Source organism: Flavobacterium sp. AK-345 (assembly GCF_058310175.1).
Genome location: NZ_JBZEER010000015.1, coordinates 19,721 through 41,686, shown reverse-complemented (window position 1 = coordinate 41,686; position 21,966 = coordinate 19,721). Strand labels below are relative to the sequence as shown.

Sequence of the window (21,966 nt, the reverse complement as noted above, 5' to 3'; positions counted from 1 at the left end):
CAAAGGCTCGAAGGCACAAAGTTTTTTTTCACGCAGATTTTAAAAAGATTTAAGCAGATATGCGCAGATTATTTATAAAGTTTTTTAAAAATTAAATCTGCTAAAATCAGCAGAATCTGCGTAAAAAAAAATCATTTTAATCTTTTAATCTATGGCAAAAAAAACTTTGTGTCTTAGCGACTTTGTGGCATTATTTTTATTTAAGCATTATTTTTAAATATTCCCCCTTAAAACTCTGATTCAAAGCCGTCATTTCAATGGGCAAACCAGAACCATCCGGAACAACTTCAATCGAAGCCTTTCCATTTGCCATTCTGATTGATTCACTTCCAGTTGGAGTTCCCTGATTTTTCATGGTTTTTCCACCTTTTAGGCATTGAAAATAAACACTTTCTTCATAATCCAGACAACGCAAATTGTTGTTGTCAATTGCAATTGCTGTAACGAGATAATTGCCGTTTTTTAATTTTTGAGAAGATAATTGTAAAGACGTTGCCGTATCATTTTTGTTAAAACGATAGTTGACTTTTAATGTATCAGAAACCGTTTTTCCGGCTATTGATTTTCCGACAGCAATCAGAATATTTTCTCCTTTTTTAAAATTAACATCCCAAGTTAAACCATTTGCAGGATATAGCGAAAGATTTCTTTGTTTTTCTCCAAGCGATTTTCCTTCATGATAAAGCGTAACTCGCTCACAATTACTGAAAACGCTCAGAGTTCTTGGCGTATTTTCAGGACCTTGTCGTTCTGTCCAGGTATGCGATTCGATGTATGCAAATGGTTCTTTTGCCCAATAACTTTTAAAAACATAATACGCATCTTTCGGATTTCCGTTTCTGTCTACAAGCCCTTTTTGGTTCATGTACGAAATATCATCTTCGGGACGCAATGGCGTTGCAAAATCCTTAAACGCCCACTGAACATTTCCCACAAATGCCGGATCGTTCTCGGATATATGCAAATGCCAGTCAAATAAATCGACGATATAATTCTCACTCCAATCACCAATTTGCGCAATATTGGCCACTTTGGTTTGTACGATGGCTTCTTCCCAACCTTCGGCTTTTATAACATTTTCGCCAGTTACGGGATTTTCGCTGTGACGCCCAACATGACTATCACCGCCATATTCGGCATGAATAAAATGTTTGTATTCTTTTTTATAAACGTCAATTGCTTTTTGATAGCTTTTGTAACTTCCAGAATACCAGCCCGACCAAATAGAAGGGGAGAATACATCCACAATTTGTGAACCTTCGTAATATTTTCGAATCGCCGTTTTTCGGGTAGGATCCATTTTATGTGCGATGTCGTTTAATTCCGTTAAGAATAAATTCGTTTTTTCGGTATTGTCGCCATCAGGAAAATCAGGAAGCCAGTTCATTTCGTTTCCTAAAGACCAAATGATAATGCTCGGATGATTGTAATTTTGATTGATGATTTCGGCCAGCATATTTTTGGTATTCGTTTGCCAAAGTTCACCGCCAATTCCACCGCGGCACCATGGCAATTCATCCCAAACCAAAAGACCCAATTCATCACAGGCTTTGTAAATTTCAGGATCTTGCGGATAATGCGCGAGACGAACAAAATTGGCGCCCATATTTTTAATGGATTTCATATCTGCCCAATGTTGCTCGTTGCTCATCGCAGCGCCAACTCCGGCTTGTTCTTCATGGCGATGTGTGCCGCGAATCAATAATCGCTTTCCGTTAAGATAAAAAGGACCGTGATCTTTAAACTCAAACCATCTAAAACCAACTTTTTCGTTTACGCTGTCAATGATTTGTTTATTTTCTGATAAAGTAGCCGTTACCGAATATAAATTCGGATTATCGATATCCCACAATTCAGGATTTTTAATGTTTTCAAAAGTAATATTCGACGTTTTATCAGAAACTAAAATCGTTTTGCTGGCAACTTTTTTCCCTTTCGGATTTTTAAGTATTACGGTTAAAGACAAATCTTTGGCATTTTCAGCATTTATAGTCGAAGCCAGAATTTGTACCGAAGCTTTTTTTGCAGAAACTTCAGGAGTTGTAATTTTTAGATTATCAATTCGGTTTTTGTATTGAGACAAAAGCCAAACATCTCGTGTGATTCCGCCATAAATAAAGAAATCACTTTTTTGCGACGGAATTATTTCTATGTCGTAACTATTATCAACACGTACAAAAATGTCGTTGTTTCCTTCGTTGATAAAATTTGTAATATCGATCGTAAACCCAATATAACCACCAATATGTCCGCCGGCTTCTTTGCCGTTTACATAAAGTTTTGTGGTGACATTCGAGCCTTCAAAATATAAAAAATAGCGTTTGTTTTTGTCTATTTGGGCAATGTTCAGCTTTTTTTGATACCAGCTTGCATCGCGTCTGTAACCCGGATTTAAATCGGTTGCATCTTCGGCATTCCACGTATGTGGTAAATTTAAAGACGTCCAGTTTGCCGCATTTTTTGCTTCCGTAAGACTTGAAGTATGATTTTCTAAATACAGCCAATTTTCATTGATATTTGTCTTGGTTCGCATTGCCGAATTTTTCTGGGCAAAGCCAATGTTAAAACAAAACTGAAAAGCAATCAAAAAAGCGATAGCAGAAAAAGAAATATAGTTGTGATGTAGTTTTTGCATAAATTATAAAGCTTTTTTTTTAGGTTCAAAGGGACAAATGGATAAAGGTTCAAAGGGTGATATGTTCAAAGGCTGAAAACCTTTCTCACTTTGCACCTCTGTACCTTTGCTACTTTCTTCTTAATAATGCTTCCAGAAAATAATAGTCAGCATAAATTATAGGTTCGTCAATTTCGTCGTGTTTTGGCCAGTTTCCGGTACTGTGATCCAGAATAAAAGGCGCTTTTACAGTATCAGGTAAAATGTATTTGTCTGAATGTAAAGACGTCATTATTTTATCGGCGAAAGCCAAATAACTTTGATTCTTGGTATATCCGTAAAGTTCGTACAACGCTGAAGCCATAACGGTTGCAGCAGAAACATCGCGCGGCGAATTTGGAATACTCGGATCTTTAAAATCCCAATACGGAATTGCGTCTTCCGGTAGATTTTTATTGGTCATAAAAAATTTTGCAGTTGCTTCAGCTTGTTTTAAATACTCAGGATCTTTGGTATATCGATACGACATCGTAAAACCGTAAACTGCCCAGCCTTGTCCGCGTGCCCAAACCGAATCGTCATTGTAACCTTGTAACGTAGTTTTCTTTCTAACTTCTCCCGTAACAGGATTATAATCAATAACATGATAACAACTGTTGTCTTCCCTAAACTGTTTTTTTAATGTTGTATTCGCATGTTTTACAGCAATATCATGGTATTTTTGATTTCCTGATAATTTTGAGGCTTCAAACAATAATTCAAGATTCATCATATTATCGATAATCACCGGATAATCCCAAATTTCTTTGTTGAAATCCCACGAACGAATTGCACCCACTTTTGCGTTAAAACGCGTGCATAAAGTTTCAGCGCCTTTAATAATCACATCTTTGTATTCTTGTTTGTTTTCCACTTTCAGCGCTTCTCCAAAACTGCAAAACACTTTAAAACCAACATCGTGCGAATTACTATTAACGCTTTCTTTTTTACTGAAAGGAGTCCATTTTTGAGCTTGCTCTTTGTATTTTGAATCGTTTGTAAGACGGTACAATTGCCATAAGTTTCCGGCAAAAAATCCGCTTGTCCAGTCTCTCGACGGCACTTTTTTTATCAAATTGGTTTTGATGGTCATACTTCGTGGCATAGACATCGAATCTACCGGATAATCGAGTAACATTTTGTATCGGTTTTCCAGAAGATGTTCAGCACTTGCCGAAGTTTTGGTCTGAGAATTAATTCCGGATTTGCACGCTGATGCCAGCAATGCAAATCCTAGAATTAAAGAAAAGTAACTAACTTTATTCATGCTTATGTTTTTTTTTAAATTAAAAATTGAGAATTAAAAATTAAAAATTGGCATCGTTTTGCTGTTCGAATATTCTCGTCTAGTTTGTCATTTCGACGGAGGAGAAATCTCCACGAGAAGCTCCTCATGCTAATCACCAATCTTTGTCGAGTTACTTACGAAGATTTCTCCTCCGTCGAAATGACAAAAATGTGGTTAAATCAGCAAGAAAAACGAAACACATTACTATTAGCGTAATTTCGATTTCAAAGATTTTTAATTTTTAATTCTAAATTTTTAATTCATTCTAATGAATATTAATATCCGGGATTATTCGGTTTTAAATTAGGATTAATCGCTAATTCTGTTCCTGGTAACGGCCATAAATAATCCTTGTTTACATCAAAAGTGTGAGGCTCCAATCCGTTCACACCAAAAACTTCAGGAGCAATTTTCAATCGCTTAATGTCGTACCATCTGATGTATTCGAAAGCTAATTCTAAACGTCTTTCATCAATAACCATTTTTCTAAAATCGGACTGAGAAAGTCCCGGCGTTACGTTTGCAGGAAACGAAACCTGTTTTCCGGCTTTGTTTCTCGCTCTGGCACGAACACGGTTTACATATCCGTCGGCTTCAGTAGTTCCCGGCGTGATTTCGTTTAAAGCTTCGGCAGCCGTTAACAAAACTTCTGCGTAACGCATCGTGATGTAATTGTGTTGCGAAGTTCTTCCGTTTGCGCCGGCTTTTCCGGGAAAACGAAAGTATTTTGCAATATGCGGACGTGGTGCTTTTTCATTATCGCTTGAAGGAAAAATCTGCAAAGCGCCGCCCGGACCCGTTTTCTTTCTAATAATTGTATCAAAACTTACCGCACGTCTGTAATCTCTTTGATCCCAGGTATCAAAAACTTTTTGAGAAGGCACAGCAACCGAAAATCCTTGTCCGTAGCTATAACTGTCGTCTTTTAAAGAACCTGTAAAAAACGCGGTATAATCCTGACCGTAATTTCCTGATGTTAAGTTATTAAAATCAATAGTAAACAAAGGTTCTTTTAATGCCGCCGCTTTTGTAGCGTTGAATAAGTCCTGAAAATCAGCATCTAAACCTAAACCAAATTTGGCTTCGTTTGTAATAACGTATTTTGCTTCGTCATAGGCTTTTTGGTAATTTCCCAAAGTCAGATATACAGAGGCTAAATATCCTGCTGCAGTACCTTTTCCGGGAACGGCTTTTACTTTTGGTTTGTCTTCCAGCCATTGTTTTGCAAATTCAAGATCGGCAATAATTTTTGGGTACACATCTGCTTCTTTGGTTCTGCTTAACGAATTTACCTGAGATACATCATTGACCACAAAATCAATATACGGAATATCGCCAAAAATGCGAACTAAATGATAGTAAGCAAATGCTCTTGCAAAATACGCCTGAGCCACAATCGCGTTTACTTTTGCAGGATCTCCGGGTGTTTTTTTAGCGCCTTCAATCGCTTGATTTGCAGCTGTAATAATCACATACGATTGTGGCCAAAAGTTAGCAACAAGCGCATTAGTATCGTTCATATTCATATCATTAACATCGATACGGGCAGCCTGCGTTGTTCTGTCGCCAATATCAGCCATATCATCACGAAGCATTAGGGCAATTGTAAATTCACGTCCCCAATAGTTATTGTGGGCAATGTTGGCAAAAGCTCCGTTTACAGCGGCTTGTAAGTCATCTGTATTGTTAAAAAAGTTATCGGGACGAATAATTCCCACCGGTTTTTCTTCAAGGTCAGAACAGCCAAAAGCGAATATTCCCAGGAAAAGAAAAGCTATATATTTTTTCATAATATTATTTTTTAGACTAAAATTTTAAATTAAAACCGAAAGTAAAAGTTCTCACATTTGGGTAACTTCCATATTCTAATCCTAAGTTGGTGTTACTTCTCGCGTTGGTATCATTCAGGTAATTTCCTTCAGGATCAGAACCTGGATAATCTGTAATTGTCCAAAGATTTTGCGCGCTGATGTAGAAACGAACTTTGCTCAAACCAATTTTCGAAACTACTTTTTCATCTAAACTATATCCTATAGAAACGTTTTTTAAACGAATGTAACTTCCATCATAAACAAATCTCGAAGTAACTCTTTTTGTCCTTGCTGCATTAATTGGCACATTGGTGTCCGTATTTGTTGGCGTCCAGGCGTCTAAAACTTCTGTTGTAGCATTGTTGTTTCCGGATGCCAGTTCCATTAACGTATAATTTAAGATTTGGTTTCCTTGTGAACCCTGAAAGAAGATATTCAAATCAATATTTTTATACGTAAAATCATTGTTTAAACCGAAGATAAAATCAGGATTTGGATTTCCGATAATCGTTTTATCCTGAGAATCTAATTTTCCGTCTCCGTTTACATCTTTGAATTTTTCTCCACCGGCAATCGTTTCAAAATTCCCCGGAAGAACCGCTTCACCTTGTTGAATTACACCGTCATAAACAAATCCGAAGAAAGAACCAACCGGCTCGCCAACTCTCAAAATTTGCGAATCTGTTGCAAGGAAATGTCCTGGAGTAGAGTTGATTAACAGATCTTTATTATCAGCCAGTTTTAATACTTTGTTTTTGTTTGAAGAAATATTAAAGTTCGTAGACCACGTAAAATCTGCACCAACAAAGTTTTTAGAATTTATGCCTAATTCCCAACCTTTGTTTTCTAATTCACCTACGTTTTGAAGCTGAGAAGCAATTCCTGAAACGCCCGGTAAAGGTCTGTTGAACAATAAATCTTTCGTAATAGTTTTGTAATAATCTGCCGTTAAGCTGATTCTGTTATCGAATAAACCCAAATCAATTCCGTAATCTTGCTGATAAGACGTTTCCCATTTCAAATTCGGATTATCCAAAGATGTCAATTGAACCGCGTTTACAATAACGTCACCACTTACATCATAAATTTCTGAAAATCTAGATAAAGTAGAGTAGGCGCCAATGGATGGATTTCCGGTTGCACCATAACTCGCTCTCAATTTAAGATTTGAAATTGTTTTGTTGTCTTTTAAGAAATTTTCTTTAGCAATATTCCAACCCACGGCTCCAGAAGGGAAAGTTCCGTATTTGTAGTTTTTACTAAAGCTTGAAGAACCGTCACGACGCGCTGTAAACGTAAATAAATATTTGTCGTCGTAATCAAAATTCAACCTTCCAAAAGCGGAGATCAACTCTGTTTCAGATAAATTCGAATCTGGTTTTAAGAAAACAGTTCCCGCACCTAAATTTCGGTACGAATTGGTATTCGTCAAAAATCCTCTAGAGGCCGCATACGAACTTTCGTTTTTGTTTTTTTGATACGAATAACCTCCAAGAACGGTCAAAATTCCTTTGTCGATAATCTCTTTTTTATACGTTAGATAATTTTCTGTAAGGAAAGAAGAAAATCTTGTGTTATTTACAGAAGCTTCTCCTTTGATATTTTTTCCTGCAATTAAAGTCGACGGAATAAATCTTCCGGTTTGCGAATTATTGTCGGTTAATCCTAAAGTAGTTTTAAAGTCAAGATCTTTTGTGATTTTATATTGAGCAAAGAAATTTGATCTGTTTACAATAGAAACGGTTTCCAAAACATTTTCCATCGCAGTCGCATACGGATTATCAATATCGTCACCAATTGGCGCCGTTGTTGTGTAACTTCCGTCTGCATTATAAATTCCTTTGTCTGGCATAAAACGATACGCCGCTGCAATTACACCTGCAGCACCAGTTCCTCCGGCGCCAGTTTGGCTAATAATCCCTTCCTTGTTTTGTTTGCTTTGAAATAAATTCAAACCCACTTTAAAACGGTCAGACAAATCAGCTTCTAGATTACTTACAATCGTGTATTTGTCAATTCCTGAGTTAATTACAACACCATTTTGGTTAAAGTAGTTTCCGGAAACATAATATCTCACGTTTTCAGATCCACCGGAAAAAGAAAGTGATGTATTCGAAACCATTCCGTCACGGTAAATTACGTCTTGCCAATCTGTGTTTGCGCCGCCGTCAGTATGCGTAGTAAAACTTTTTCTGTACGCCACAAATTGTTCAGCATTTAATAAATCAAGCTTATTATTTACAGATTGTACCGATGTAGAATTGCTAAATTCAATAACAGGTTTTCCCGGTTTTCCTTTTTTAGTTGTCACCATAATAACCCCGTTTGAACCTCTCGATCCGTAAATTGCCGTTGCAGATGCATCTTTAAGCACCTCGATAGAAGCAATATCCTGAGGTGCAGGCATTGCCACGCCCGCAAAACCATCGACAACAACAAGCGCATCACCACTTGCATTGATCGAAGTTCCGCCACGAACCCTGATTTTTACAGGAGCGCCAGGTTCACCACCATTATTTGATTGTACCGAAACCCCAGCGGCACGTCCTTGTAAAGCCTGTTCTGCATTTAATAACGGGTAAGCCGTTAGTTCTTTTGCGGTTACAGAAGATACAGAACCTGTTATGTCACTCTTTTTTCGGGTACCGTAACCCACAACGATTACTTCTTCAAGATTTTTTGTATCTGGTTTTAAACTTACGTTGATAACCGTTTTGCCTCCTATGGGAATTTCAATCGTTTGATAGCCAACAAAGTTGAAGACTAAAACAGCATTTTTGTCTGAAACGAAAACACTATAATTTCCGTCCATATCTGCAGAACCTCCCACAGAAGATCCTTTAACATAAACATTGGCACCAGGAAGCCCGAGTAAATCTTCGCTGGAAGTAACTTTTCCGGTGATTTTTTTCTCCTGTGCATTCATCATAATATTTGCCAGTAAAAAAAGTACCAGAAAACACCATTTAAGTGATTTAATTTTGAGATTTGTAAACATTCATTTTGGTTTTTTAGGTTAATGTTAGGTAAAATAAAAAAGCAATAAACTCATTCCGATTATGAGCAGCATGAAGAGAATTTGCAGCAGCAGGAATTTTGTTTTTTTGATTTTCATGTCACAAATATATCAGGCGCAAACGATATAGAAATACAAAAAAGGGTATCTAAAAATACAGATACCCTTTTTTAAGCCTTTAAATATGCGGATTTAGGAATTATTACAGAATTTGCAATTAATTGAAGTTCTTCTTCCTGCAAGGTTTTCAAAACCTTGTAGGTATTCATTTATATTTTTTAAAATTTGAAGGTAAGCGTTGAGTGTAATTATTTCAAACACATAGAAATATAAACACGAATTTCCACAAATTTCAATCGTTAGCTTAGTTTGTGAAATTGATTTCACGAACTAATTAGTGGCAATTCGTGAAATTCGTGTTTAAAATCTATACCTACAAGGTTTTGAAAACCTTGCAGGAATACATCAGGAGATTTTTTCGCTAAATTTGTCAGCAAATTGCGACGGAGTTTCTCCGTACCTTTTTTGGAAACATTTGCTAAAATATTTCGGATTGTTAAAACCAACTTTATAACTCACTTCAGAAACATTTAATTTGTTTTGTTCCAATAATTGAGCGGCGCGTTTTAACCTGATTTCATGAATAAATTCGTTTGGCGTATAATTGGTCCACGCTTTTATTTTTAAAAATAACATCGTGCGGCTAACGCCCAATTCTGCACAGAAAAACGGAATATCGAATTGTTCGTTCGAAATGTTTTCTTCGACAATTTTGAATGCTTTTTTTAATAATTCTTCATCCAGAGACGAAACCGTAATTTCTGACGGAACAAAATTATCTTGACTTGTAAATTTCTTTTTTAATCTTTCGGTTGAATTCAAAAGGTTTTTTACCCGAAGTTTAAATTCGATTAAATTAAATGGTTTACTGATATAATCATCGGCACCGCTTTCTAATCCTTCAAATTTATAAACCAATGAAGATCTCGAAGTCAATAGAATAACCGGAATATGACTTGTTTTTAGGTTTTCTTTTATTTTAGAACACAATTCTGTTCCCACCATTTCGGGCATAATTACGTCGCTGATAATTAAATTCGGAACGTGTTGTAATGCTTTTTCAAATGCTATTTTGCCGTTTTCGGCTTCAATAATATTGTATTCTTTTTTGAGTAAATTTTTCATAAAAGTTCTCAAAACCTTATGATCTTCTACTAACAGAATGGTTTGCTTTTCTCCATCAACCACAAAATCGTCAATATCTTCATATTCGGTAATTTCCTGCGTTTCAAGTTGAGCCGAATATTGTGCAATATCATCGCTGATTTTAAAATTTTCGATAATTTCATTGTCCAGTAAATGTGCGCGTCCTAACGGAAGCGTGACTTTAAATACAACACCGCCCGTTTCTTTATTTGTAACTTCAATATTTCCTTTATGAAGTTTGACAATATTTTTTACGATCGATAAACCAATTCCGGTTCCTTTATTATAATTTTTCTGAACATTATTATGAAGCGGAACTTCAAAAAACAAATCAAAAATTTTGTCAATATGTTCATCCGCAATTCCAACTCCTGAATCTTCAACCGCAATAAATAAATTCTCGTGATCGTGATTGATTTTTATGTTGATTTCACCGCCTTTTGGTGTGTAACGAAACGCATTCGAAATCAAATTATAAAAAACACGTTCGAGTTTGTAACGATCAAAATACACCAAAATCTCTTCTTCCTGAGTTTCAAAAGTATAATTGTAGCCGCCATCTTTGGCATATTCGATAAAAGACAAAAAGATTTCTTTGGTAAATTTGACAATATTTCCGTTTGCCGATTCCAATTTAACCTGATCGTTTTCGAGTTTTCTAAAATCCATTAAACGGTTGATTAAACTCAAAAGATGATTCGCGCTTCCTTCAATCACCAACAGCTTTTTGTACATCTCATTTGTTCCGTTATAATCGGATAAAATTTGCTGCAACGGACCCAAAATCAAAGTTAGAGGCGTTCTGAATTCGTGTGAAATATTCGTAAAGAAATCCAGTTTTGCGCGGTTGTTTTCTTCAATACGCTTGGTTTCCAGATATTCCAGTTCCAGTTTTTGTTTTAGTCTTGCTTTCGATTTCATAATCCAGATCAAGCCGTATAATGCAGAACCAATGATGATTCCGTATAATAAAAACGCCCAGATACTGCGCCACGGAGCCGGTTTTACAACAACCGTTAAAGTCGTCGGAATGTGATTCCAAACACCGTCATTGTTGGCGCCACGAACTTCAAATCGATAGGATCCAGGATTTTGAATTGCAAATATAGCTTCGTTATTTTTGGTAATCGTCCAATTATTTTCTAACCCAATTAAACGATAACTGTATTGATTGTTTTTGGATCGAATGTAATTTGGAATCGCAAAACTGATCGAGAAATTGGCTTTGTCGTAATCTAATGTTATGTTTTTGGTATAGCCAATGCTTTTCTCTAAAATTTTATCTTTTCTGTTTGGATTAATGGTCTCATTTTTAATTTTTAAACTTGTAATTAAAACCTGAGGTGCATAATCATTCAAGGAGATTTTTTTGGCATCAAAATAAGTCGCTCCGGATGGACTTCCGAAATAAAACTGATTCGAATCTAATTTTAAAGCGGCATTATCATTAAATTCATTACTCGCCAAACCATCTTTTTGGTCATAAAGAACTAATTTTTTCAGGGTTGTGCTGTATTTTATAATTCCCTGATTCGTACTAATCCAAAGATTTTTATCATCATCTTCAAGAATTGAATGAATGGAAGTAATAATCGTGTTTCCTACTTTAAGATTGATTCTGTTGAATTTTTTTCCATCAAAATAATGCAACCCTTTCGCTTTAGTTCCAACCCAAATTTTGTTTCGACTGTCCTTAAACAACGTTAGAATATCATCGCCGGATAAAGCTGAGGCATCAAAAAAGTAATGTTGTATTGTATATTTATTTTGCTGGAAATCTTTTAGCGAAATGCAATTCAGACCGTTTTGAGTTCCAATCCAAAGTTTATTTTGGTCTACCAAAAGAGTTCGAACAATATTATTCGTCAGGAAATTGGCAGAAGACATATCGTTCCCAATCACCTGAAAAGTTTTTGAAATCGTATTATAGCGAATCAAACCTTTCCCAAAAGTTCCAATCCATAAAATTCCATTTCCTTCTGTTTTAAGTGAATAAACGCCGCTTTCTTTCAGTAAATCACTTAAATCCGACGCAATTCGGTTGTCTTCAATTCTTTTAGAAATTATGTTGTAAGCAGAAATTCCTTTAGAGAAAGTTCCAATCCAGAGAATATTATCTTCAGAAAGACACATTGATTTAATGTCATTTTTATTCGTCTGATTCGTTTTGCTGTTAATGTAACTTACCGCTTCGGTATTTTGGTTAAAAATCGTAATTCCACCGCCTTCAGTTCCAAAATAAATATTATGATTTTTGTCTGAAATAATCGAACTCACGACATCAAAACTCATCGGAATCTTTTTAGAATTCTGATTATAATTAGAGAAATTAACATTCGAAACATCCCAAATATTCACGCCTTTGTAATAACAGCCAATCCAGACTGAACCTTTTTTATCAATAAATACCGATTTTACCTTATCAATTCCGTTGTTATTGTTGCTGTTATTTATTTTTTGGATGCTTTTGTCTTTTCCTAAAATGTAAATTCCGTCATAAGCTCCAATCCATAAAGAACCTTGATTATCAAAGGCCAGAGAACGAATATCAGAATTAATCTCTTTGTATTTATTATCAGGTAAAAAAGAAACAAATTTATTGTCAGAAGTATCAAATTTTAAAAGCCCTTTGTTTTTAGTTCCAACCCATAAATTTCCGTCACTGTCCTCTTTTATAGATTGAACATTAAGAAGATCAGTATTATTTAAGCGGTAATTTCTAAAAGAAAGCTTTCCGAATTTTCTGCTTTTAACCACACATAAACCTTTTGTGGTTCCAACCCAAATTTTTCCTTTTTTTGTTTTTAAAATAGTAAGGATATTATTGCTCGGTAAAGTAGCATCATCAGTATCCGAATGAAAAAAAGAAGTGAATTTCCCTGTATTTCTATTGTAAATTGTCAATCCTTTTGAAGTACCAAACCACATTTCGTTGTTGATTTCCCTGATCGACCAAACAGCATTATTACTTATTGTATGATTGTTTTTGGTATGTAAATATCTTTTAAAAGTATTCGTAACAGGATCATAACAATTTAATCCGTTGTATGTTCCAACCCAAATTTTGCCCGTATTATCTTCTTCGATTGCCAAAATATCGTTGTTACTAATAGACGATTTATCAGCAGCATCATTTCTGAAAATGGTAAAGTGACTTCCGTCATATTTATTAAGCCCATCGCGCGTACCAAACCACATTTGCCCAAATTTATCCTGATGAATCGCAATAACAGAACTCTGCGAAAGCCCATCTGTCGTCGAGATATTTTTGAGGCGGTATTTATTTTGGGAAAATATATTCCCGGAAATAAACAGTAAAACCAGAAAAGCTATTTTGTATTTCATGGTGTTTTTTTTTAAAAGGTGCAAAGGGGAAGAGTAACAAAGGGACAAAGTTTTTTTAGCCACGAATTCACGAATTTTATTGTGATTATCTTTGTCAAAGTTTAAAAATTTGACAAAGATTTGGGTGAGATTTTAAAGCCACGAATTCACGAATTTTTATAATTATTATACGCAATAATTCGTGAATTCGTGGCTATTTAACGCAAACAAATTAATCTTTAAATCTCTGGCAAAATTATTTTTTCAATCGCTTTTTCAATTGATAATCATATAACGAAGGAATCTGATCAAACGGCATATTCAAAAACTCAATATAAGCGTCAGGTTCATATTTTACTTCGAATTTTGCATTGCCATTCACGCCAATAATTCTCGCAAAAGGACCGTCTTTCATTCCGTAAAGTAAAATCGGTTTTGTTATTTCGGAAGGTTTTTCAACCTGAACATTCAGATTCCAAAAAGTACTGAAAGGTCCGTGAGAAGGTTTCCAATAATCTGCGCCGCCACCGCCAAATAAGAGATAACTATTATTTTTATCCGGATTAATGTGCACCGTAATATGATCAAATAAATTTTGATGGTTTGCTCCCGAATGCTGATCTAAAAGTGGATCGGCAAAAATTTCACAATTTTGATATACGTTTTTAGTAGCAAAAGTATTGAAGCTCAACGGGTGAACCGTTTTATTATAGATTTTCAGATTCTTAACCAAAACATTATGAACACCGCCTAAAGTTACGGTATAATGCGCCATATGATTTCCATCGGTCACAATATCCTGAACGGTTACATTCGAAATTTCTTCGCCTAAAATTCCGCTGTCAGCATTGGTGATCGTGACATCTTTGACCCAACTATTAAAAACACGCGTTAAAAATATCGCATTATTCCCCGGTTCCACATGATGTGCAACTCTCGGAATATTAGGAAAAGTAAAACGAAGATGTTCGATTCCCACTTCGTTTAAATGTTTCCATTCAACCAATTGCGCCTGATAACTTGGTTTTATCGCAATCGTCAACGGCGTTTTTATGGTAATTTTTGAGTTTGAAATTTTAGTGATTTCGACTTGTTGTCTTACGATTGGAAGTTTTGGAAATTTCCAATGATGTGAACCCGGTTTTACTTTTGCACCTTTATATAAATCGGTAATAATTTCGCCGTTTTCGCCATCTTTATTAAACAATTGAAGCTCGACAATATCACCAACTTTCAATCCTTTTACATCAGAAACCGAAATAATATGTTCGCCCATATTTCCAGAAATGACTTTCGCCAGAACATTAGGAACCGGTTCATATTTATCCAAATACGATTTTACACGTTCGCCAGGAATCTGTGTCCAGATAAACCCGCCCGACCATGCATATTGCGAAAAAGGCAAATCGACATTATTTTCAGGTTCACGTTGTCTTTTATCAAAAGTCGTTAGATATTCGCGAAGTTCAGCCAGCGATTCCGGATTTTTAAGGTACATCATTGGTCGCGGACAATAAATCTCGGTTCCGTTTTCACCCGAACCTGCACCGCGAAGTACAAAATTGCTTCTTTCGATATACAAAACTTCACTCAGAATAATTCGTCCTGCAGGCAATTGCAGAATCACATTTCCTTCGGTTTCAGTTGCTGCTTTTATGGCTTTCAACAAAGCTTTAGAATCATCTAAACCGTCATTTGCTTTTACGCCAAAATCTACAGCATTTATAGTTTTTCCTGTAGCTTCAGGAATTGGGCTTTCGCCGAAATGATAGCCGGCGTAACTAAAATCAGGAAGGTAATTTGCTTTTGAATCAGTCAGTATTTTTGGCGTTTGCTGGCTAAATGCGATACTGTTTACAAAAAGGGTGCAACAGATAATAAGGTTTTGACTATTCATGGTTTGTGGTTATTATGATAGTTAGTTTTTTTTGCCGTTTTGCCACGAAGGCACGAAGGCGCAAAGTTTTTTAAGCGTAATCTTGTCATTTCGACGGAGGAGAAATCTCCGCAAGTAACTCCGTAACGAGAACCCAATCTTGGTCGAGCTTCTCGTGGAGATTTCTCCTCCGTCGAAATGACAAATTGTACTCAATCAGAATAATAAATCTGCCTAATCTGCAAAATCTGCGTGAAAAAAAACTTGTGCCTTAAAAAAAATCTTAGCGCCCTAGTGCCTTCGTGGCAAAATCTTTAAAGACTTCTTTTAATCCCCATTTCAAGCCCTCTTAATTCAGCCAAACCTCTCAAACGCCCGATTGCAGAGTAGCCAGGATTCGTCTTTTTATTCAAATCATCCAGCATTTGGTGCCCGTGATCCGGGCGCATTGGCAATGCGCTGTTGTTTCTTTTTTCTACTTCAAGAATTGCTTTTACAACTTCGTACATGTCCACATTTCCTTCCAGATGATTGGCTTCGTAAAAACTTCCTTCTTCATCTCTTTGCGTACTTCTCAGGTGAATAAAATTCATTTTATCGCCGTGACGTCTTACAATTCCGGGTAAATCATTATCCGTACGAACGCCATAAGAACCTGTACACATCGTAAATCCGTTTGATTTTGAATCGTACGCCGCCATTAATTCTGTTAAATCTTCTTCGGTACTTACCACTCTCGGTAAACCCAGAATAGGGTAGGGAGGATCATCGGGATGAATCGCCATCAATACACCTTTATTTTCAGCAACGGGAATAATCTGTTTTAAAAAGAAGAAAAGATTTTCCTTCAATGCTTTTCTGTCAATATGGTTATAAGCACTCAAAGTAATCAAAAAATCCTCTACAGAATAGGCTTCTTCAGCACCCGGAAGTCCGGCAAGAATGTTTTGCTGAAGTTTTACTTTATCATCATCCGTCATAGCGTGAAAATACTTAGTAGCCTTTTCGATTTGAATAGATGAATATTCTTTTTCTGCTCCCGGTCGTTTCAAAATAAACAATTCAAAAGCTGCAAAAGCATTAATATCAAAACGCAGCGCTTTTGATCCGTCTTCAACCGTATACGATAAATCAGTTCTGGACCAATCTAAAACCGGCATAAAATTGTAGCAAATACATTTGATTCCGCATAACGCCAAATTCCGAATGCTTTCCTTATAATTTTCAATATATTGCAGGTATTTTCCGGTTTGCTTTTTAATGTCTTCGTGAACCGGAATACTTTCAACGACAGACCAGACTAAACCTGATGCACCTTTTTTAGGATCACCATTTTCGTGTTCAATTTCAACTTTTCGTTTAATGATTTCTTCAATAGTCCACACTTCTCCGTTCGGAATATGGTGAAGCGCAGTTACGATTCCGGTCGCGCCGGTTTGCTTAATATCCTGCAAAGAAACTGGATCTTTTGGGCCGAACCATCTTAATGTTTGTTCCATTTTTTATGTTTTTTATTAGTTCCTGCAAGTTTTTCGAAACCTTGTAGGTATAATTATTTATAGTTTTTTAAGAAGCTATTTCCCGCTATCCGTTACAATCTTTTGCTCCATTTCATTACACAAAAGGATTTCCACTACTATCGGGGCTAGGGCACTCGTTTTCATAAGAAACATTTTCGTTTTATCTTATCTCTAAAATAAAAATCCGTTTAAATCCGCGTCTTTGCAAAGCAAATCCGTTTAATCTGCGTCTCATGACAAAGATTGTAGACAAACAGGCCGTCTTGCATACCTACAAGGTTTTGTCCCGAAGTTTCGGGATTGCAGGAGTCAAATAGCAGATTTTAAATACTCGTTGCGGCAAATCCACCATCTACTTTTATAATTGTTCCTGTTACAAATTTGGACATATCGCTGCATAAAAATAAAAGCGCACCGTCAATATCTTCCGGAGTTCCAAATCTTCCCATTGGTGTATGTTCGATGATTTTTTCTCCTCTTGGGGTTAATTTTCCTTCGGGAGTCAATAATAAAGCTCTGTTTTGTTCTCCAATAAAAAATCCCGGTGAAATAGCATTTACACGAATTCCTTCCCCATATTTTGAAGCCAGTTCAACCGACATCCATTGTGTAAAATTATCAATCGCCGCTTTTGAAGCCGAATAACCAACCACTCGCGTCAACGGTCTTTGTGCCGATGCCGACGAAATATTGATAATAATTCCCTGTTTTTGTTTCGCAAAAAGTTCTGCAAAAACCTGCGAAGGAAGCATGGTTCCGATGATATTCAAATCGATTACCTTTTGTAAATCATCGCTTTTCATGTCATAAATTGCCTGATCGGGCTGAATGGTTGCGCCTGGCATATTTCCTCCCGCAGCATTAATCAAAATGTCAAGACGACCGTATTTTTCTACAATAGCATCTTTGGCTTTTTCCAGTTCTTCTTTGTTTAATACGTTGGCTTGTATCGCAAAAGCTTTACCGCCAATGCTTTCGATTTCTGCAACTGTTTTATTGGCTTTGTCAATCGATTGAGAAACAATGCCGACAATTACGCCTTGTTTTGCCAAAACGTTTGCAAAATTGCTTCCCAATACGCCAGCACCACCGGTGATTAGGGCAATTTTTCCTTCAAGGTTAAATATTGAATTCATGTATTTAGTTTATTTGTGTTGATTAAATTCCAATTTTTTAAAATTCCAAATTCCAATCGCAAGCTTTAAAAATTGGGATTTGAAATTTTAAAATTTAATTTTAAGATTGGAATTTGCTATTTAAAATTTGGAATTTATTTTTTAGTTTGGAATTTGGAATTTTAAAAAATTGGAATTTATTTAATCTTTACTTTTATAACAATTTTTTTAATAATTCCATCGCCAATCATTGCAGCGTGAACATCTTCGGGAAACAGGATACAAAATTGTCCTTCCTGCAATTCAAAAAATGTATCGGGTTTGTCGTGAAAAAAACGAACATCTCTTTCGTCGCTGTAATCTCCGTTTGGATTCACGCATTTTTCTCTTGGTTTCCAGGCAAAAGTTTCAGGGCCATTTATAGAATATTGTATGTCAATATTTTGATCATGACATTCAAACCCTTTTATACTTTCTTCTCTGGTTGTCCCTTCTCCGGAAATTACAATTACTTTTAATCCTTCTGCAATTTCAAACGAACCAGGTTCAAGATTATTCAAATCATTTTGACTTAAATAATCAAATGCTTTTTTAAAATTCGGATGTAAATCTGAATATCTCTTTGCATTATTTAAAATGTCTATAATCATATTTTAAATTTTGTATTTGATTTTTTTATGTGTAATTATTTCAAAAAAGAAAAATAATTTACGATTTTGTATGTAAATTATGTAATTTTACGTGTACGCACACGAGCTTTACAAATGTATATAAAAAGTTTTCTAAAACAACTCATCATATCCAAAAAAAATTAATTTTACAGACTTAAAAATCCCCTTTTAACTTAAAAAATAAATCATTATCATAACAATCAAAAAAATAGCAGAATTAGCTAATGTTTCACCAGGAACTGTTGACCGGATAATTCATAATCGCGGACAGGTTACTCAGGATAATGTAGATAAAGTAAATGCTATAATTGAACAATATGGCTATAAACGCAATATTTTGGCGAGTAATCTGGCATTAAATAAGAAGTTTCGCTTTGCAGTTTTTTTGCCTAAGTATGAAAATATAGAATATTGGAAAAGTCAGATTACCGGAATAGAAAAAGCAGCCATTGAATTTGGAAAATTTGGAGTTGTGCTTGATTATTTTTTCTATGATTTTAACGAAGCTTCATTCAAAAAAACGGTTGAAAAAGTATTAGACTTTGATTGTAATGGATTATTGTTTGCTCCAATTTTTTATGAAGAATCCGTTCGGTTTTTAAACGAATATGAAAAGAAAAATATTCCGGTTGTTATGATCGATTCAAATATTTCGAGTAATGATCAACACGCTTATGTGGGACAGGATGCTTTTCAAAGCGGTTATCTGGCTGGAAGACTGATTAGTTTTGCGGTAAATAACGAAAGACAGGTTCTGATTTTTAAAATCACCAGAGAAATAGAAAGTACATCTGTTTATTTACAGCGTATTAATGGTTTTTATTCTTTTTTTAAAGATCATAACGAACTTACTAATTTTAAATTCTCGGAAGTTACTATTAAAGATTCCGGAATTGATCAATTATCGTTGGAAATATTTTCGGGAATAAACAGTGTTTTTGTGCCTAATTCCAGAGCTTATATTGTTGCCCGTTTTTTAGAACAAAACAATATAAAGGGCGTTCGTATAATTGGTTACGACTTATTGAAAGAAAACATAGAATACCTAAATAAAGGAATAATTGATTTTTTAATCAATCAAAGACCTGAAGAACAGGGGTATATGGGGATTAATCATTTGTATAAAAAATTAGTTTTACAGGAAACAGTAGAAAATACCAATTATATTCCGTTGGAGATTATTTTAAAAGAGAATTATTTTCCTGCGAAAAAATAAAATTTAGATTAACAATCCGTTTTGATAAAATGAATTGTTAATCTAAAATCAAAATTATTTCTGTACTTCTCTGATAGTATTTACAAAAGCTTCAACAGGCTGTGCTCCGGAAACAGCATATTTTCTGTCAAAAACAAAAAAAGGAACTCCTTGAACGCCAATTTCCTGAGCTTCTCTAATATCGCTTTTTACGTCGTTTAGATAAAGGTTTTCATTTTCTATAATTTCTTGTACTTCTTTTGAATCTAAACCGGCTTTAGAGCCTAATTCAACTAATGTCTGCGCATCATTTAGATCTTTTCCATCAGTAAAATAAGCTTTAAAGAAAATCTCTTCCATTTCATCGCCTAAATTTTTGGTTTTTGCCAAATGTATAATGCGATGTGCAGTAAGTGAATTGGAAATAATTGCCTTATCAAAATGATAATCCAAACCAACGCTTTTTGCGCGTTCTACAACACCTTTGTGCATTTCTATTGATTGCTCAATAGAGATACCTTTTCTTTCAGCAAGAAACGTGTAAACGTCTTTTCCTGACTGTGGCGTAATAGTTGGGTCAAGTTGAAAACTTTTCCATTCAATTTCAAATTCTCCATCTGGAAATTCAGCTAAAGCTGTTTCCAGTTGTCTTTTTCCGATATAACAAAACGGACACATGATGTCCGACCAAATTTCTATTTTCATAAATACAAAGTTAAGGAAAAAATTTGTTTCAGGTTTTTGTTTGTTTCAGGTTTCAGGTTGAAATGAGGGTAGAGCAACTTTGTCATTTTACCGCAAAGGCGCAAGGTTTTTTAGATTTACTTTGTCCGTAAAAACGCAAAGTTCGCAAAGCTTGTGTTATTAGCTTTGCGAACTTTGCGAAAAACTTTGCGTCTTTGCGGTAAAAATCTGCGAAACATCTTATCACATTTCAACTTGAAACTTGAAACAAAAAGTCCCCAAAATAAAAAACCGCAACTCTTTTGAAAAAATTGCGGTTTCTAGGTATAAAAAATGGTTGGTTAATAGCGATGTTTTTTTTTACAATGATATGTCTTTAATTTGAAATTAAAAAAAATCCCTGTAACAAAAAGGAGTTTTGATGTTAACTATTTAACATTACAGGCATTACCAACATGGTAACGGTTTCTCCTTCTTCTAAGCCATCAACTGGAGTTAAAATCCCAGCTCTGTTAGGCAATGACATCTCTAACATAATCATGTCTGATTGTAAGTTGGTTAACATTTCAGTTAAAAAACGTGAATTGAAACCAATTTGAAGGTCGTCTCCCTGATAATCACAAGTCAATCTTTCTTCGGCTTTGTTAGAGTAATCAATATCTTCTGCTGAAACATTAAGTTCGGCTCCGGCAATTTTTAAACGAATTTGGTGTGTTGTTTTGTTTGAGAAAATCGCAACACGACGAACAGAACTTAAAAATAAAGAACGGTCGATCATTAATTTATTTGGATTTTCTTTAGGAATTACCGCTTCGTAATTTGGGTATTTTCCATCAATTAAACGACACATTAAAATATAATTGTCAAATGAGAAAGTCGCATTTGAATCGTTGTATTCAATTTTTACTTCAGCGTCAGAAGATCCTAAAATACTTTTTAAAATATTCAAAGGTTTTTTAGGCATAATAAAATCTGCAACCTGAGATGCTTTTACATCTGTACGTGCATATTTAACTAATTTATGAGCGTCTGTTGCTACAAAAGTCAAACCTTCTGGTGAGAACTGGAAGAAAACTCCAGACATTACCGGACGTAAATCATCATTTCCGGCAGCAAAAATAGTCTTGCTTACTGCAGTTGCCAAAACATCAGCTGGAACAAGTGTTACAGATGGATCTTCAAGATTTACAGCTTTTGGAAACTCTTCTCCGGCGGCATATGCTAATGCATATTTTCCTGAGTTTGAACTAATTTCAACTGTATTGTTGTCTTCAACTGTAAAAGTTAAAGGTTGTTCCGGGAACGTTTTTAAAATTTCAAGCAAAAGTTTGGCAGGTACAGCAACGCTTCCTTTACTTTTAGAATCGATAGATAATGTAGCAGACATTGTAGTTTCAAGATCTGAAGCTGAAACTGTCAACGCATCATTGTCTAGTTCAAATAAAAAGTTATCTAAAATAGGCAACGTATTGTTACTGTTAATTACACTACCTAAAACTTGTAATTGTTTTAATAAGTACGAACTCGATACTATAAATTTCATGTCTTTTGTTTTATTTTTTTGCTCTTTTCTTTAGTTTTTCTTCAACTAAGATAGGTTTTACAAA

The 21,966-nt window shown here is 35.2% G+C and carries 12 protein-coding genes; 1 reads left to right on the top strand and 11 read right to left on the bottom strand.

The annotated features are described in order from the left end of the window. Positions 1-196: 196 nt before the first annotated feature. The 9 genes from AC4FQ3_RS20390 to AC4FQ3_RS20350 all read right to left on the bottom strand — a co-directional run bounded on the left by AC4FQ3_RS20390 (position 197) and on the right by AC4FQ3_RS20350 (position 18,459). Complete coding sequence (locus tag AC4FQ3_RS20390; protein WP_491183075.1) at positions 197-2,635, bottom strand: glycoside hydrolase family 2 protein; 2,439 nt, start codon at positions 2,633-2,635, stop codon at positions 197-199. 109 nt (positions 2,636-2,744) lie between these two features. Continuing rightward, the gene (locus AC4FQ3_RS20385) at positions 2,745-3,920 is read right to left on the bottom strand and encodes a glycoside hydrolase family 88 protein (protein ID WP_491183074.1); all 1,176 of its coding nucleotides are present in this window, start codon (positions 3,918-3,920) and stop codon (positions 2,745-2,747) included. 296 nt (positions 3,921-4,216) lie between these two features. Next, positions 4,217-5,731, bottom strand: a complete 1,515-nt coding sequence (locus AC4FQ3_RS20380) for a RagB/SusD family nutrient uptake outer membrane protein (RefSeq protein WP_491183073.1) — start codon at positions 5,729-5,731, stop codon at positions 4,217-4,219. 16 nt (positions 5,732-5,747) lie between these two features. Further along, positions 5,748-8,750: a SusC/RagA family TonB-linked outer membrane protein gene (locus tag AC4FQ3_RS20375; protein WP_491183072.1), complete on the bottom strand. Its 3,003-nt coding sequence runs from the start codon at positions 8,748-8,750 to the stop codon at positions 5,748-5,750. A gap of 483 nt (positions 8,751-9,233) precedes the next feature. Beyond that, complete coding sequence (locus tag AC4FQ3_RS20370; protein ID WP_491183071.1) at positions 9,234-13,319, bottom strand: two-component regulator propeller domain-containing protein; 4,086 nt, start codon at positions 13,317-13,319, stop codon at positions 9,234-9,236. Positions 13,320-13,554: 235 nt separating this feature from the next. Continuing rightward, on the bottom strand, positions 13,555-15,195 hold the full coding sequence (locus tag AC4FQ3_RS20365) for a hypothetical protein (protein ID WP_491183070.1): 1,641 nt from the start codon (positions 15,193-15,195) through the stop codon (positions 13,555-13,557). Positions 15,196-15,488: 293 nt separating this feature from the next. Further along, positions 15,489-16,673 (bottom strand): mannonate dehydratase, encoded by a 1,185-nt coding sequence (gene uxuA / locus AC4FQ3_RS20360; protein WP_491183069.1) that lies wholly within the window; start codon positions 16,671-16,673, stop codon positions 15,489-15,491. Between the two features lie 344 nt (positions 16,674-17,017). Continuing rightward, a complete protein-coding gene (locus AC4FQ3_RS20355) occupies positions 17,018-17,830 on the bottom strand; it encodes an SDR family oxidoreductase (RefSeq protein ID WP_491183068.1) in 813 nt (270 codons plus the stop codon). A gap of 176 nt (positions 17,831-18,006) precedes the next feature. Then, a complete protein-coding gene (locus AC4FQ3_RS20350) occupies positions 18,007-18,459 on the bottom strand; it encodes a NanQ anomerase/TabA/YiaL family protein (RefSeq protein WP_491183067.1) in 453 nt (150 codons plus the stop codon). Between the two features lie 205 nt (positions 18,460-18,664). Between AC4FQ3_RS20350 and AC4FQ3_RS20345 the strand changes: the two genes are divergently transcribed. Beyond that, positions 18,665-19,696 (top strand): LacI family DNA-binding transcriptional regulator, encoded by a 1,032-nt coding sequence (locus AC4FQ3_RS20345; protein WP_491183120.1) that lies wholly within the window; start codon positions 18,665-18,667, stop codon positions 19,694-19,696. A gap of 54 nt (positions 19,697-19,750) precedes the next feature. On the opposite strand, the gene AC4FQ3_RS20340 is transcribed toward AC4FQ3_RS20345, so the two are convergent. Together AC4FQ3_RS20340 and dnaN are read right to left on the bottom strand one after the other, a co-directional pair. Beyond that, the gene (locus AC4FQ3_RS20340; protein WP_042566472.1) at positions 19,751-20,380 is read right to left on the bottom strand and encodes a DsbA family oxidoreductase; all 630 of its coding nucleotides are present in this window, start codon (positions 20,378-20,380) and stop codon (positions 19,751-19,753) included. 403 nt (positions 20,381-20,783) lie between these two features. After that, a complete protein-coding gene (gene dnaN / locus AC4FQ3_RS20335; RefSeq protein WP_042566471.1) occupies positions 20,784-21,902 on the bottom strand; it encodes a DNA polymerase III subunit beta in 1,119 nt (372 codons plus the stop codon). Positions 21,903-21,966 lie beyond the last annotated feature (64 nt).